This window comes from Bradyrhizobium sp. AUGA SZCCT0158 (assembly GCF_018130065.1).
In the GTDB taxonomy this organism is placed as follows: domain Bacteria; phylum Pseudomonadota; class Alphaproteobacteria; order Rhizobiales; family Xanthobacteraceae; genus Bradyrhizobium.
Genome location: NZ_JAFCME010000047.1, coordinates 1 through 14,199, shown reverse-complemented (window position 1 = coordinate 14,199; position 14,199 = coordinate 1). Strand labels below are relative to the sequence as shown.

Sequence of the window (14,199 nt, the reverse complement as noted above, 5' to 3'; positions counted from 1 at the left end):
ATCGAGCTGATGGCCAAGGGTTTCGCGTCCACCACTGATATGGCGGAAAAGAAGATCACCTTCTCCGAGATCGGTACTGATCTCTATGCCTTCACCGCCGAAGGCGATCCGAACTCTGCTGTTATCGTCGGCGACGATGGCTGCCTGGTGTTCGACGCGCAGTCGACGCCGGCGATGGCGAACAAGGTAATCGAGCGGGTGCGCACCGTCACCGACAAGCCGATCAAATATGTCGTGCTGTCGCATTACCACGCAGTGCGCGTACTCGGCGCCTCCGCCTACAAGGCGCAGGGCATCGTCGCCTCGGCGGAAACCTATCGCCTGATCGAGGAGCGCGGTCAGCAGGACTGGGATTCCGAATATGGCCGCTTCCCGCGCCTGTTCCAGGATGCCCAGAGCATTCCCGGGCTGACCTGGCCGACGCTGACCTTCGAAGGCGAGATGTCGATCTATCTCGGCAAGCGCGAGGTGCGTCTGATGCAGCTCGGCGCGGGGCATACGTCCGGCGATATCGTGGCCTGGGTGCCGGATGCCGAAGTGATGTTCTCCGGCGACCTCATCGAATATCATTCGGCCTGTTATTGCGGCGATGCGCATTTGCGCGAATGGCCTGCGACGCTGAACGAAATCCGCGCCTTCAATCCCAAGGCGATCGCGCCCGGCCGCGGCGATGCGCTCAAGGGGCTTTCGACCGGACGCGATGCGATCGCGATGACGCGCGATTTCGTCACTTCGCTCTATGGCGCGGCCGAGACCTCGGTCGCCCGCGGCCGCAACCTCAAGGAATCGATGGCGGCGACGCGCGAGGTGATGGATCCGAAATTTTCCAGCTTTGCGATCTATGAACACTGCCTGCCGTTCAACGTCTCGCGCGCGTTCGACGAGGCCTCGGGAATCGACGATCCCGTGATCTGGACCGACAAGCGCGATCAGGAAATGTGGGCCGCCCTGCAAGGCGCATGATCCCGAAAAGTGGGTACCGGTTTTCGGACAAGATCATGCGCAAGATGAAGGAGGATGACCATGAATATCAACACCTCGCCTGATGCGATTTCCCGAGGCACCGTTGGTGTCACGCCGGGCTACATGTCCGGCTTCGGCAACAGCTTTGAGACCGAGGCGCTGCCCGGCGCGTTGCCGATTGGCCGCAACTCGCCGCAGCGCTGTGCCTATGGGCTCTACGCGGAGCAGCTTTCCGGCTCGCCCTTCACCGCGCCGCGCGGCGCCAACGAGCGGTCGTGGCTGTATCGCATTCGCCCCTCGGTGAAGCACTCGGGACGTTTTGAGAAGGCCGATGCCGGGTTGTGGCGCACCGCGCCATGCCACGAATACGAACTGCCGATCGCGCAATTGCGCTGGGATCCGGCGCCGATTCCGAAAGAAGACATGACGTTCCTGCAGGGCGTGCAGACCATGACGACGGCCGGGGACGCCAACACCCAGGCCGGAATGGCGGCGCACGTCTATCTCATCACCAAATCGATGGTCGATCAGCATTTCTACAATGCCGACGGCGAGATGATGTTCGTGCTGCAGCAGGGCAAGCTGCGCCTCGTCACCGAGTTCGGCCGCATCGACGCCGAGCCCGGCGAAATCGTCGTGATCCCGCGCGGCGTCAAATTCCGCGTCGAACTGACAAACGGCCCGGCGCGCGGCTATCTCTGCGAGAACTATGGCGGCGCCTTCACGCTGCCGGAACGCGGGCCGATCGGCGCCAATTGCCTGGCCAATTCGCGCGACTTCCTCACCCCCGTCGCGGCCTATGAGGACAAGGACACGCCGACCGAACTGTTCGTGAAATGGGGCGGCTCGCTGTTCAAGACGACCTTGCCGCATTCGCCGATCGACGTGGTGGCGTGGCACGGCAATTACGCGCCCTATAAATACGATCTGCGCACCTTCTCGCCGGTCGGCGCCATCGGCTTCGACCATCCGGATCCCTCGATCTTCACGGTGCTGACCTCGCCGTCGGAAACCGCAGGCACCGCCAACATCGACTTCGTCATCTTCCCGGAGCGCTGGGCGGTCGCGGAAAACACCTTCCGTCCGCCCTGGTATCACATGAACATCATGTCGGAGTTCATGGGGCTGATCTACGGCGTCTACGACGCCAAGCCGGAGGGCTTTGTCCCCGGCGGCATCAGCCTGCACAACATGATGCTGCCGCATGGCCCGGATCGCCAGGCTTTCGACCATGCCAGCAATGGCGAGCTGAAGCCCGTGAAGCTGACAGGCACCATGGCCTTCATGTTCGAAACCCGCTACCCGCAGCGCGTCACCGCGCACGCGGCGAAGTCGGCGACCTTGCAGGACGATTACGCGGATTGCTGGCAGGGACTGGAAAAGCGGTTCGATCCGAACAAGCCGTGACGGTTCTTCCCCTCTCCCCTTGTGGGAGAGGGTGGCTTCGCGAAGCGAAGACGGGTGAGGGGTTCTCTCCTCACGGTAAGATTTCGAGATGCGGATAGAGACCCCTCATCCGGCGCGCTTTGCGCGCCACCTAAGAGCGAGCTTCGCTCGTCTCGGCTCCCACAAGGGGAGAAGGAAGAAAGGACGCAGCACACCGTGCCCCATCCCAACGATCCCACCCTTCGCTCCTTCATCCCGGTCGATCCGACCTCGGATTTCCCGATCCAGAATCTCCCCTATGGCGTGTTCTCCGCCAAGGACGGGCTTGCCCCACGCGTCGGCGTCGCGATCGGCGACTATGTGCTTGATCTCTGGCAGCTCGCGCAGGATTGCCGGATCGACGTCGTCGAACCCGGCGTATTCGCCAGCGCATCGCTCAACGCGTTCATGGCGCTCGGGCCGGAGGTGTGGTCGCGGACGCGGGCGCGGATCAGCGAGCTGTTGCGCCACGATCATCCCGAACTGCGCGACAATGAAAAATTGCGCCAGCGCACGCTGGTGCCGATGGCGGATGTCACGCTGCATCTGCCGATCGCGGTGTCCGGCTACACCGATTTCTATTCCTCCAAGGAGCACGCCACCAATGTCGGCGTCATGTTCCGCGGCAAGGACAATGCGCTGCAGCCGAACTGGCTGCATATGCCGATCGGCTATAACGGCCGCGCATCCACCGTCGTCGTCAGCGGCGCCAAAGTGCGCCGGCCGCGCGGGCAATTGAAGCCGCCGACCGCCGACGTGCCGAGCTTCGGGCCCTGCAAGCGGCTCGATTTCGAACTGGAAATGGGCGTGGTGGTCGGACAGGCGTCGGCGATCGGCGAGATGCTGACGGAAAAGCAGGCCGAAGAGATGATCTTCGGGTTTGTGATCCTCAATGACTGGAGCGCGCGCGACATCCAGCAGTGGGAGTATGTGCCGCTCGGCCCGTTCCAGGCCAAGGCGTTTGCGACCTCGATCAGCCCGTGGGTCGTGACGCGCGAGGCGCTGGAGCCGTTCCGCGTCCAGGGGCCCACGCAGGACCCGCAGCCGCTGGAATATCTGCGCCAGGCGCAGCCGAACAATTACGACATGCAGCTCGACGTCGCCCTGCGCGCGGGGGCGATGAACGAGGCGACCGGCATCTGCCACACCAATTTCAAATACATGTACTGGTCGTCGGTGCAGCAATTGGTGCACCACGCCTCATCCGGCTGCGCCATGAATGTCGGCGATCTATTAGGCTCCGGCACCATCTCCGGCCCGGAAAAGGATCAGCGCGGCAGCCTGCTGGAGATCAGCTGGAACGGCACCGAGCCGGTTGAGTTGCCCGGCGGCGTCAAGCGTACGTTCCTGGAAGACGGCGATTCGCTGGTGATGCGCGGCTGGTGCCAGGGCGATGGCTATCGCGTCGGCTTTGGCGAGGTCGAGGGCACGATCACGCCGGCGGGGTGATGCTCTCTCCACGTCATTGCGAGCGGAGCGAAGCAATCCATAGCGCGGCATAACGGATGGGTGGATTGCTTCGCGGAGCCTGTCATCGGGCGCGCGTTGGCGCGACCCGGTGGCTCGCAATGACGATGTGGAGAGACTAGCGATCCTGCGGAGCAATATCCCTAAGCCGCGCCGAATGCGCCGCGCAGTCCTCGACGCTGAACTTCAGATGCACGCGCTTGTCTGACGGCGCCTGCTTTACAACGCAGACGCCCGGCCGCCATTCCTGCGCGGGCCGGATCGGCCGCGGCACAAAGCCGCCGCCGCAGTTCGGGCACACATTGTGCAGCTTGTTGTCGGCGCAGTCCGCGCAGAACGTGCACTCATAGGAACAGATCCGCGCGTCCGTCGCGTTCGGCGGCAGATCCTTGTCGCAATATTCGCAGTTCGGCCGGAGTTGCAGGGCCATGGTGATCTCTTCGCATTGATCTTGGACCGCATCATCGCAAATTCGCCTTGGCAAGATAATGGCGAATTCCCCTCGATTTCGGCCATCTCCCTCGAATTCTACCGCGTCAATTCCTTTAGCGGCAGCTTGGCGCTTTCCTTCAGCCGGTCCAGCACGATCGACGAGCGCACATGCGCGACGCTCTGGTGCGGCATCAGCACGTTGTTGACGATGTCGGACAGGCTCTTGAGGTCGCGCAGCACGGCCTTGAGCAGGTAATCGGCATCACCGGTCAGCGAATAGGCCTCCTGGATCGCGTCGACGCGCCCCACCAGCGCGCGGAATTTCTTGGCGTTGTCGGGCGAATGCGTCGCCAGCGTGATGTGGATGAAGGCGATCAAATTGAAGCCGAGCGCCTCGCTGGCGAGATCGGCGTGGTAGCCCGCGATCACTTTTTCTTCCTCGAGCCGCATCCGCCGCCGCGAGCATTGCGATGCCGACAGGCCGACCAGATCGGCCAGTTGCTGGTTGGTCAGCCGGCCGTCGTCCTGCAGCGCGGCCAGCATTTTGAGGTCGAAAGCGTCTACCGGAATCATGCGTGAAATACCCATTTGATGCACGAACTGTGCGTAACTATAGCCAATCTCGCCGCGATTTGCATGCACATTGCGCCTGACCTGGCGGAAACTCCATGGATCAGATCAAGAAGGAGATTCCGCCATGGGTCCATTTCCGCACGACGCGCCGGCCGCTACCATCAGCGCCGACAACCCGATGGGCACCGACGGTTTCGAGTTCGTCGAATACGCCCATCCAAAACCGGAAGAACTGCACGCGCTGTTCAAGCTGATGGGCTATGTGCCGGTCGCCCGCCACAAGACAAAGAACATCACGGTCTATCGCCAGGGCGACATCAATTACCTCGTCAACGAGGAGCCCGGCACCCACGGTTTTGCCTTTGTGGCTGCCCACGGCCCCTGCGCGCCGTCGATGGCGTTCCGCGTGGTGGATGCGAAGCTGGCCTATGAACGCGCGATTTCGCTCGGTGCGGAGCCCGCGGATATCCCGTCCGCGCAGAAGACGCTCGACGTTCCCGCCATCAAGGGCATCGGCGGCAGCCTCTTGTATTTCGTCGACCGCTACGGCGCCAAGGGCTCGGCCTATGACAGCGAGTTCGAATGGCTCGGCGCCAAAGACCCGCGGCCCGCCGGCGCCGGTCTGTTCTACATCGATCACCTCACCCACAACGTCCATCGCGGCCGCATGGATGTCTGGACCGGCTTCTACGCAAAGCTGTTCAACTTCCGCCAGATCCGTTTCTTCGACATCGAGGGGCGCGCCTCCGGCCTGTTCTCGCGCGCGCTGACCAGCCCGGACGGCAAGATCCGGATTCCGATCAACGAGGACGCCGGCGATTCCGGCCAGATCGAGGAATATCTCAACACCTATCGCGGCGAGGGCATCCAGCACATCGCCTGCGGCGCGCGGGACATTTACGGCACGGTGGAGACGCTGCGCGCCGACGGCTTGCCGTTCATGCCGTCACCGCCGCTGACTTATTTCGAGAAGATCGACGCGCGGCTGCCCTGCCATGGCGAAGACGTCGCACGGCTGCAGCGCGACGGCATCCTGATCGACGGCGAGGGCGTCGTCGAAGGCGGCCATACCAAGGTGCTGTTGCAGATCTTCTCGGCCAACGCGATCGGGCCGATCTTCTTCGAGTTCATCCAGCGCAAGGGCGACGACGGTTTTGGCGAGGGCAATTTCAAGGCGCTGTTCGAATCGATCGAGGAAGATCAGATTCGCAGGGGCGTGCTGAAGGTGGATGCGGCGTAACGCACGCCGTCAAACTCAGTGTCGTCCCGGCCTTGAGCTCAGATGCGCAATTGCGCATCGGGGGACCCATACGCCGCGGCGCGTATGGGTGGAAAAGAAAGACAACGACCAGCGCGCCAAACAATTTCTGCCGCGGCGTATGGGTCCCGGCTCAAGGCCGGGACGACAGCGGGGGCTACCTCCCCGCTTTCCACTCTTTCGTCAGCTCCGCAATATCAGCCTTCTCCGCATCCCTGATCGCCGACGGCGTCCGCGAAAAACGCGGCGCCGGCGCGGGCTGGGTCACGCCGTGGCGTTCGACGAAGATCTTTCGCGCGGCGTTGTGCGGATGCTTCGGCGCTTCCGCCATGGTCAGGATCGGCGCGAAGCAGATGTCGGTGCCTTCCATGATCTTGCACCAGTCTTCGCGGCTCTTGCTCTTGAACACCTTTGTCAGCTTTTCCTTCAGCGCCGGCCAGGCGTTGCGGTCCATCTGGGCGTCGAAATCGGCGTCGGTCAGGCCCGCGTGTTCGCGGAGCAGGGCGTAAAATTGCGGCTCGATCGATCCGATCGAAATGAAATTGCCGCAGGAGCATTCGTAAACGCCGTAGAAATGCGCGCCGCCGTCGAGGAAATTCTGATCGCGGCCTTCGGTCCAGCGGCCGATCGCGGTCATGTCGAAGAACATCGACATCAGCGATGCCGCGCCGTCGCACATCGCGGCATCGACCACCTGGCCCTTGCCGGATTTCGACGCTTCCAGCAGCGCGGCGAGGACGCCGACCACGAGATAGAGCGCGCCGCCGCCGAAATCGCCGACCAGATTGAGCGGCGGCACCGGCTTCTCTTTGGTGCCGATCGCGGCGAGCGCGCCGGTGACCGAGATGTAATTGATGTCATGGCCGGCGGCCTGCGCCAGCGGGCCTTCCTGACCCCAGCCGGTCATGCGGCCGAACACCAGGCGCGGATTGCGCGCCATCACGACGTCAGGCCCGAGCCCCAGCCGCTCCATCACGCCGGGACGAAAGCCTTCGATCAGCGCGTCGGCATTGGCGAGCAGATCGAGCACGCTTGCGACTGACGCCTTGTCCTTCAAATCGAGTTCGACGACTTTGCGGCCACGTCCCGCCACCGATTTCAAATTCTTCCTGGCGCCGACGCGGTCGAGCGTCACGACCTCCGCGCCCATGTCGGCCAGCATCATGCAGGCGAACGGACCCGGGCCAATGCCCGCGAACTCGACGATGCGAAAACCGGCGAGCGGGCCGGAGGCGCGAACTGCGGATTGGGCGGCGGGTTTGTCGAGCACGTCTTGTTCTCCCAAAGAGGTATTTTTAATTAGCTGATTAGCTAAATTGTCTCGCCTCCGGCTGCGCGTGGCAAGCATTCTTTGTCGAGAATCCGACCAAATGCAGAGCGGCGCGCATCGCTGCGCGCCGCTTGCATGGGAACTTGTGTTTTGACGCTATTAGCCCGCCGCAGTCACCGCGCGTTGAGCCATTACCTTGACCAGGTTGGCGCGATAGGCGACGGAGCCGTGGATATCGGCGAGCATGCCGCTGTCGGAGACCTTGACGCTATCGAGCGCGCCCGCTGACCAGTTCGCCTTCAGCGCGGCCTCGATCGCCGGTACCCGCATGACGCCGTTTTGCGATGCACCTGTTGCCGCAACCCTGACGTCACCGGCCTTGGTCTTGGTCACGAACACGCCGGTCAGCGCGAAGCGTGAGGCGGGATGGCGCATCTTCTCGTAACCAGCCTTGGCCGGCACCGGGAACGACACCGCGGTAATGATCTCGCCGTCTTCCAGCGCCGTCGTGAACAGGCCCTTGAAGAAATCATCCGCCGCGATCGAGCGCTTGTTGGTTTTCACCGTGGCGCCGAGCGAGACCAATGCCGCGGGAAAATCCGCCGCCGGGTCGTTGTTGGCAATCGAGCCGCCGATCGTGCCGCGGTGTCGTACCGCGGGATCGCCGAGCACGGACGTGAGATAGGCGATCGCCGGGATCGACTTCTTCACATCGGCGCTTTGCATGATGTCGAAATAGGTCGTGGCCGCCTTGATAGTAAGCGTATCGCCTGACGCTTCAATCCCGATCAGCTCCTTGATCTTACCGAGATCGATCACGTCGGACGGCGCGGCCAGCCGCTGCTTCATCACGGGAATCAGCGTATGGCCGCCGGCGAGATATTTCGAATCCGAGCCTTTGCCGAAAAGCGCCACGGCTTCGTCGACCGAGGAGGGGCGATGATAAGTGGTCTCGTACATTGTTCTCTCCCTCTCAACCGTGAATGGCGTGCCAGACGCGATCGGGCGTCGCCGGCATTTCGAGTTTGTTGTTGCCGATCGCATCCGTGATCGCGTTGATCACCGCGGCCGATGCACCGATCGCGCCGGCTTCGCCGCAGCCCTTGACGCCGAGCGGGTTGCCCGGACACAGCGTCGTGGTGTGGTTCAGTTTGAACGACGGCAGATCGTCGGCGCGCGGCATGGCGTAATCCATGAACGACGCCGTCAGCAGCTGACCCGAACTGTCATACGCAGCGCCTTCCAGCAGTGCCTGGCCGATGCCCTGGGCGAGACCGCCATGGACCTGACCTTCGACGATCATCGGGTTGATCAGCCGGCCGAAATCGTCCGCCGCCACGAAGTTGACGAAGGAGGTCTTGCCGGTGGCGGCGTCGACCTCGAGTTCGCAGATATAGGCGCCGGCCGGGAAGGTGAAGTTGGTCGGGTCGTAGAACGCGCCCTCCTTCAGGCCCGGCTCCATGCCGTCGGGCAGATTGTGCGCCGTGTAGGCGGCGAGCGCGACCATCGGCAGCGCGATCGACTTGTCGGTGCCGGTGACTTTGAACTCGCCGTTTTCGATCACGATGTCGCTTTCGGAGGCTTCGAGCGCATGGGCTGCGATCTTCTTGGCCTTGGCCTCGACCTTCTCCATCGCTTTGAGGATCGCGGTCAGGCCGACGGCGGCCGAGCGCGAACCGTAGGTGCCCATGCCGAACTGCACCTTGTCGGTGTCGCCATGGACGATCTGCACCTGGCTGATGGGAACGCCGAGGCGTTCGGCCACCAGCTGGCAGAAGGTGGTTTCATGGCCCTGGCCGTGGCTGTGCGAGCCGGTGAGGATCTCGATGGTGCCGACCGGGTTGACGCGGACCTCAGCGGATTCCCACAGGCCGACGCCGGCCCCTAAGCTGCCGACCGCTTTCGACGGCGCGATGCCGCAGGCCTCGATGTAACAGGAGAGGCCGATGCCGCGCAGCTTGCCTTCGGACTTGGCTTTCGCCTTGCGCGCCGGGAAGCCGGCGTAGTCGATCGCCTTCATCGCCGAGTCGAGCGAGGCGCCGAAATCGCCGATATCGTAGGCCATGATGACAGGCGTCTGATGCGGAAATTGCGTGATGAAGTTCTTGCGGCGCAATTCCGCCGGATCGACCTTCAACTGCCGCGCCGCCGTCTCCAGCAGCCGTTCCACCACGAAACTCGCTTCGGGCCGGCCCGCGCCGCGATAGGCGTCGACCGGGGTGGTGTTGGTGTAGACGCTGATCACCTCGGCGAAGATGTTGGGTATGTTGTACTGGCCCGACAACAGCGTCGCGTAGAGATAGGTCGGCACCGACGACGAGAACAGCGACATGTAGGCGCCGAGATTGGCATAGGTCTTGACGCGCAAGCCGGTGATCTTGTTGTTGGCGTCGAGCGCAAGTTCGGCATTGGTCAGGTGATCGCGGCCATGGGCGTCGGTCAGGAAGGCCTCGGTGCGATCGCCGGTCCACTTCACCGGACGCCCCACCTTCTTGGAGGCCCACAGCGCCACCATCTCCTCCGGGTAGATGAAGATCTTGGAGCCGAAGCCGCCGCCGACGTCGGGCGCCACCACCCGCAATTTGTGCTCCGGGGCGATGTTATAGAACGCCGACAACACGAGACGGGCGACATGCGGATTTTGCGAGGTCGTATAGAGCGTGAAGTGCTCTTCCGCCTCATTATACTCGCCGATCGCCGCCCGCGGCTCCATCGCGTTCGGCACCAAGCGGTTGTTGGTGATGTCGAGCGAAACCACGTTGGCCGCCGCTTTGAACGCGGCTTCGGTCGCGGCCTCGTCGCCGATCGTCCAGTCGTAGATCACGTTGCCGGGCGCTTCCGGGTGAAGCTGCGGCGCGCCTTGCTTGATGGCCGCGCGAATATCTGATGCGGCCGGGAGTTCTTCGTAATTGACGACGACGGCTTCGGCGGCGTCCTTGGCCTGGTTCTTGGTCTCGGCGATCACGACCGCGACCGCCTGGCCGACGAAGCGCACGGTCTCCGGCGCCATCGCCGGCCATGCGCCCATCTTCATGCCGGTGCCATCCTTCGAGGTGATGGCCCAGCCGCAAATCAGATTGCCGACCTTGTCGTCGACGATCTGCTGGCCGGTCAGGACGCCGACCACGCCGGGCATGTCCTTTGCCGCTGACGTATCGATGCTCTTTACCTTGGCGTGGGCGTGCGGGCTGCGGATGAAGTGCGCGTGGGTCAGGCCCACAATCTTGATGTCGTCGACGTAACGGCCCTTGCCGGTAATGAAACGGCGGTCTTCCTTGCGCACAACGCTTGCGCCAATGCCTTCAACGCCCATGTCCTGTCCTCCCGACCGGAATTATTGTTCCCGCCATTTCCATCGAAACGCGGTCTTGGATTCAGTCTTGGTGGTCTGCGGCGGCTATTCAGCCGCCTGCGAGACCTTCATGCGTCCGGCCGCATCGAGCACCGCCTTGACGATGTTGTGGTAGCCGGTGCAGCGGCAGATGTTGCCTTCCAGCTCCTGCCGGACGGTTTCCTCGTCGAGCTTGCCACCATGACGGTGCACGATATCGATCGACGACATGATCATGCCCGGGGTGCAATAGCCGCATTGCAGGCCGTGATTGTCGCGGAACGCCGCCTGCATCGGGTGCAATTCGTCGCCCTTCGAGATGCCCTCGATGGTGGTGACGTTGGACCCGGCGGCCTGGCCCGCCAGCACGGTGCAGGATTTGACCGCCCGGCCGTCGATATGGACGACGCAGGCGCCGCACTGGCTGGTATCACAGCCGACATGGGTGCCGGTCAGGTTCAGGTTTTCGCGCAAGAGATGGACGAGGAGGGTCCGGTCCTCGACGTCGGCTGAGACAGCCTTGCCGTTCACCGTCAATTTGATGGTAGACACGCGTGATACCTCCCGATGTTTTATAATTATTCCAATTAGAAACACGGGCGAGGGAACTTGCAACTAGGATTTTGGTCGCCCCTGTCATTGTGATGACATCCTCGCGGCGACGCGGCGTCGGTCAGCCGATTCTTCGGCCGTCTCCAGCGGGCGAGTCGAGCTGTAGCCAAAGCGCTGCGCGTGGCGGAAGGTAGATTGACGGGATGAGGTCGCGTCCACCCCGCACCGCATCATACTTTCGGAGACCGTCCGGGCCCCAAAGGGGGACCGAGACAAAAAAAGCATGCTTCCAGCCCTGCAACCCAAGGGGAATGGGGCCGGAATTTACGCACCCTTATCCATTGTGCCTTAGTTTTGCGCACTGGATCGGGGGCAGGGCCTCCCGATCCGGGTTTTCAGAATGAAAACGGGGGGCTTGAGGTGGGATTTAAGAAACGTACGGGCTTGTTCTCGATCAAACTCCCAACCCTTCGATTCCGCGCCAAGATCATGCTCGGCTTTGCCGTGACGCTGGCCATCTCGGCGGTCAGCATGGGCATTGCCTTTATGGGATTTGAACACGTTTCCGCAGGCGTGGACGCCTACCGGCGCAGCGTGCAGGAAGCCGACCTGGCGCGCGACATCGACCGCGAGCTGATTTCCTATAGTTCGCTCGCCCGCTATTTCGTGGTCACGGCCAAGGAAGAGGATGGCAAAGCGGCGCTGACGGCCGAAGCCAGCCTGAAGGCAGCCATTATTGCCTCGATGAAGGGCACCACCGATCCGGGCCGGCTTGAACAGCTCGCCAAGCTGGAGCGGGAATTCCGCGCCTTTGCCAAGATCTTTGCCGACGTCGTCAAGGTCAAGGACGAAAGCGCGCGGATCACCCAGAACCAGCTCACGCGCAGCGGCATGTCGCTGCACTACAAGCTCGACGATCTCCCGAGCAACGCCGAGGAGTCCGAGCAGCAGGTCATCAGTCTTGGCGCGAAGAAGGTCTACGAGCAGTTTCAGGCCGTCACCGCACTGGTCAACACGTTCGTCATCAATGCCGACAAGGCGGTGGCCGCCAGCGCGTTGGCGCGTCTGAAATTCGTCGAGAACTCGCTCAAATCGATTTCCTCGAAGACTGACAAGGTCGTGGCTGACCTCAAGGAGTCCGCCGGGCTTCTGGAAGCCTACCGGGAGGCGCTGGCCAAGCTGATTCACAACGCTAAGGAAATCGACGATCTGACGCTCGACATGACGGATTCCGCCACTGCGATCAGCAAGGGCGCCGCCGTCATGAAGTCCAGCCTGCTGGCCGATCAGAAGCGGCTCGAGGCCGAGTCGAACGCGAGCATCGGCGAAACCGAACGGCTGATCCTGATCCTGGCGGCCGGCGGCTTCCTGCTCGGCTGTATCTGGGCGTTCTTGCTCGGCAAGGGCATTTCCAAGCCGATGATCGCAATGTGCAAGGCGATGCGCGAACTCGCAGCCGGCAATTTCGACGTCGTGCTGCCCGGCCTCGGGCGCAAGGACGAACTTGGCGAAATGGCCAGCGCAGTCGAGGAGTTCAAGGTCCAGGCGGTCGCCAAGGCCGAACGCGACGCCGCCACGCAAGAGGCGCAGAACAAGGCGAGCAGCGCCGCGCGCCGCGCCGAACTCATTCGCTTTGCCGACGAATTCGAGGCCGCGGTGGGCGCCATCGTCTCCAACGTTTCGGCCTCGGCCGTGCAGCTGGAAGCCTCCGCGGGAACGTTGACGCGAACCGCGGAAACCACCCAGAGCCTGTCGAGCCAGGTCGCCGGCGCTTCGGAACAGGCGTCCGGCAACATGCAATCGGTGGCATCCGCGACCGAGGAGCTGTCGGCCTCCGTCGACGAGATCGGCCGCCGCGTCAAGGAATCCAGCCAGATTGCGGAAGCCGCGGTGCGCCAGGCCGAACAGACCGATAACCGCATCGGAAAACTGTCGCGCGCAGCACAGGAGATCGGTGACGTGGTCAAGCTGATCACGGCGATTGCCGAGCAGACCAATTTGCTGGCGCTGAACGCGACCATCGAGGCGGCCCGCGCCGGTGATGCCGGCCGCGGCTTTGCCGTCGTTGCCTCCGAGGTCAAATCGCTCGCCAGCCAGACCGCGAAGGCGACCGACGAGATCTCCAATCACATCTCGGGCATGCAGGGCGCGACCCAGGAATCGGTCGCCGCGATCAAGGAAATCGGCGGCACCATCGGCAAGATCTCCGACATCGCCACGACGATTGCGGACGCGGTCGAGCAGCAGAGCTCGGCGACCCAGGAAATCGCACGCAGCGTCCAGAACGTCGCGCAAGGCACCGAGGAAGCCGCCGCCAGCATCATGCAGGTCAACCGCGGCGCGACCGAGACCGGTACGGCCTCGGAAGAGGTGCTGCATTCGGCACGCACGCTGTCGAGCGAAAGCACGCGGCTGCGCGAAGAGCTCGACCGCTTCATGGCGAACATCCGCGCGGCGTGAGACCATCGCCAAACACCGGCGTCGTCCCGGCCTTGAGCCGGGACCCATACGCCGCGGCTTCTCGGTGAGGCTGTCACGTTAGTTACTCTGCGCTACAATGGGCGCCGCGGCGTATGGGTCCCGGCCCCCCGTGCGCAATTGCGCACTAGGCCGGGACGACGATGGATGGGATCGCTTCCGCCCAGTCGCTGCCCTCACAATCGCAAATGTCGTCGTCGCCTGCGACAAAACAACCCGACGGGCAAATCAATTCCGTTTTACAGAAGTCGTGTCAAGTAGAAAAGTTCTGTAAATCAAAAATATTTCTGTTGTCGGTCAACCCAAATCAGTGCGCATCTATCGCCATCCCGTCCTACTCAGAAGGGCGTCGGCCGTCGTCACGGACGTTGGACGGGTTGCGGTGGACGCTGGTTTACGCCTCGACGACGGCGTGGATAAGCGTACGGCAAAACCGTGTGGTCCTGGCGC

The 14,199-nt window shown here is 62.9% G+C and carries 11 protein-coding genes; 5 read left to right on the top strand and 6 right to left on the bottom strand.

Annotation, left to right across the window (positions count from 1 at the left end):
• Positions 1–9 precede the first annotated feature (9 nt).
• The 3 genes from JQ574_RS33725 to fahA all read left to right on the top strand — a co-directional run bounded on the left by JQ574_RS33725 (position 10) and on the right by fahA (position 3,837).
• The gene (locus JQ574_RS33725; protein WP_212214813.1) at positions 10–963 is read left to right on the top strand and encodes an MBL fold metallo-hydrolase; all 954 of its coding nucleotides are present in this window, start codon (positions 10–12) and stop codon (positions 961–963) included.
• Between the two features lie 60 nt (positions 964–1,023).
• The gene (hmgA, locus tag JQ574_RS33720) at positions 1,024–2,370 is read left to right on the top strand and encodes a homogentisate 1,2-dioxygenase (protein WP_212214814.1); all 1,347 of its coding nucleotides are present in this window, start codon (positions 1,024–1,026) and stop codon (positions 2,368–2,370) included.
• A gap of 195 nt (positions 2,371–2,565) precedes the next feature.
• Positions 2,566–3,837, top strand: a complete 1,272-nt coding sequence (gene fahA / locus JQ574_RS33715; RefSeq protein WP_212214815.1) for a fumarylacetoacetase — start codon at positions 2,566–2,568, stop codon at positions 3,835–3,837.
• Positions 3,838–3,973: 136 nt separating this feature from the next.
• Here the strand turns inward: fahA and JQ574_RS33710 are convergent, their stop codons facing one another.
• Together JQ574_RS33710 and JQ574_RS33705 are read right to left on the bottom strand one after the other, a co-directional pair.
• Positions 3,974–4,285, bottom strand: a complete 312-nt coding sequence (locus JQ574_RS33710; protein WP_212214816.1) for a DUF1272 domain-containing protein — start codon at positions 4,283–4,285, stop codon at positions 3,974–3,976.
• A gap of 98 nt (positions 4,286–4,383) precedes the next feature.
• Positions 4,384–4,860, bottom strand: coding sequence for an Lrp/AsnC family transcriptional regulator (locus JQ574_RS33705; RefSeq protein ID WP_212214824.1), 477 nt, complete (start codon positions 4,858–4,860; stop codon positions 4,384–4,386).
• Positions 4,861–4,984: 124 nt separating this feature from the next.
• Here JQ574_RS33705 and hppD point away from each other — a divergent pair, with 124 nt between their 5' ends.
• Complete coding sequence (hppD, locus tag JQ574_RS33700; RefSeq protein ID WP_212384208.1) at positions 4,985–6,100, top strand: 4-hydroxyphenylpyruvate dioxygenase; 1,116 nt, start codon at positions 4,985–4,987, stop codon at positions 6,098–6,100.
• A gap of 175 nt (positions 6,101–6,275) precedes the next feature.
• On the opposite strand, the gene JQ574_RS33695 is transcribed toward hppD, so the two are convergent.
• The 4 genes from JQ574_RS33695 to JQ574_RS33680 form a co-directional block, all read right to left on the bottom strand.
• Positions 6,276–7,388 carry a CaiB/BaiF CoA-transferase family protein gene (locus JQ574_RS33695; protein WP_212214828.1) on the bottom strand — a complete coding sequence of 371 codons (1,113 nt, stop codon included), beginning with the start codon at positions 7,386–7,388 and terminating at the stop codon, positions 6,276–6,278.
• 159 nt (positions 7,389–7,547) lie between these two features.
• Positions 7,548–8,348, bottom strand: a complete 801-nt coding sequence (locus tag JQ574_RS33690) for a xanthine dehydrogenase family protein subunit M (protein ID WP_212384207.1) — start codon at positions 8,346–8,348, stop codon at positions 7,548–7,550.
• A gap of 13 nt (positions 8,349–8,361) precedes the next feature.
• Complete coding sequence (locus JQ574_RS33685; RefSeq protein WP_212214834.1) at positions 8,362–10,701, bottom strand: xanthine dehydrogenase family protein molybdopterin-binding subunit; 2,340 nt, start codon at positions 10,699–10,701, stop codon at positions 8,362–8,364.
• Positions 10,702–10,785: 84 nt separating this feature from the next.
• Positions 10,786–11,271 carry a (2Fe-2S)-binding protein gene (locus tag JQ574_RS33680; protein ID WP_212214836.1) on the bottom strand — a complete coding sequence of 162 codons (486 nt, stop codon included), beginning with the start codon at positions 11,269–11,271 and terminating at the stop codon, positions 10,786–10,788.
• Between the two features lie 489 nt (positions 11,272–11,760).
• Between JQ574_RS33680 and JQ574_RS33675 the strand changes: the two genes are divergently transcribed.
• A complete protein-coding gene (locus tag JQ574_RS33675) occupies positions 11,761–13,731 on the top strand; it encodes a methyl-accepting chemotaxis protein (RefSeq protein WP_212214840.1) in 1,971 nt (656 codons plus the stop codon).
• The last annotated feature ends 468 nt before the right edge of the window (positions 13,732–14,199 follow it).

What these genes read in the sequence shown, in the direction of transcription:
- JQ574_RS33685 (WP_212214834.1), bottom strand. Translation starts at nt 10,701, where the DNA reads ATGGGCGTTGAAGGCATTGGCGCAAGCGTTGTGCGCAAGGAAGACCGC.
- JQ574_RS33675 (WP_212214840.1), top strand. Translation starts at nt 11,761, where the DNA reads ATGCTCGGCTTTGCCGTGACGCTGGCCATCTCGGCGGTCAGCATGGGC.
- JQ574_RS33710 (WP_212214816.1), bottom strand. Translation starts at nt 4,285, where the DNA reads ATGGCCCTGCAACTCCGGCCGAACTGCGAATATTGCGACAAGGATCTG.
- hmgA (WP_212214814.1), top strand. Translation starts at nt 1,024, where the DNA reads ATGAATATCAACACCTCGCCTGATGCGATTTCCCGAGGCACCGTTGGT.
- JQ574_RS33725 (WP_212214813.1), top strand. Translation starts at nt 10, where the DNA reads ATGGCCAAGGGTTTCGCGTCCACCACTGATATGGCGGAAAAGAAGATC.
- hppD (WP_212384208.1), top strand. Translation starts at nt 4,985, where the DNA reads ATGGGTCCATTTCCGCACGACGCGCCGGCCGCTACCATCAGCGCCGAC.
- JQ574_RS33690 (WP_212384207.1), bottom strand. Translation starts at nt 8,348, where the DNA reads ATGTACGAGACCACTTATCATCGCCCCTCCTCGGTCGACGAAGCCGTG.
- JQ574_RS33705 (WP_212214824.1), bottom strand. Translation starts at nt 4,860, where the DNA reads ATGATTCCGGTAGACGCTTTCGACCTCAAAATGCTGGCCGCGCTGCAG.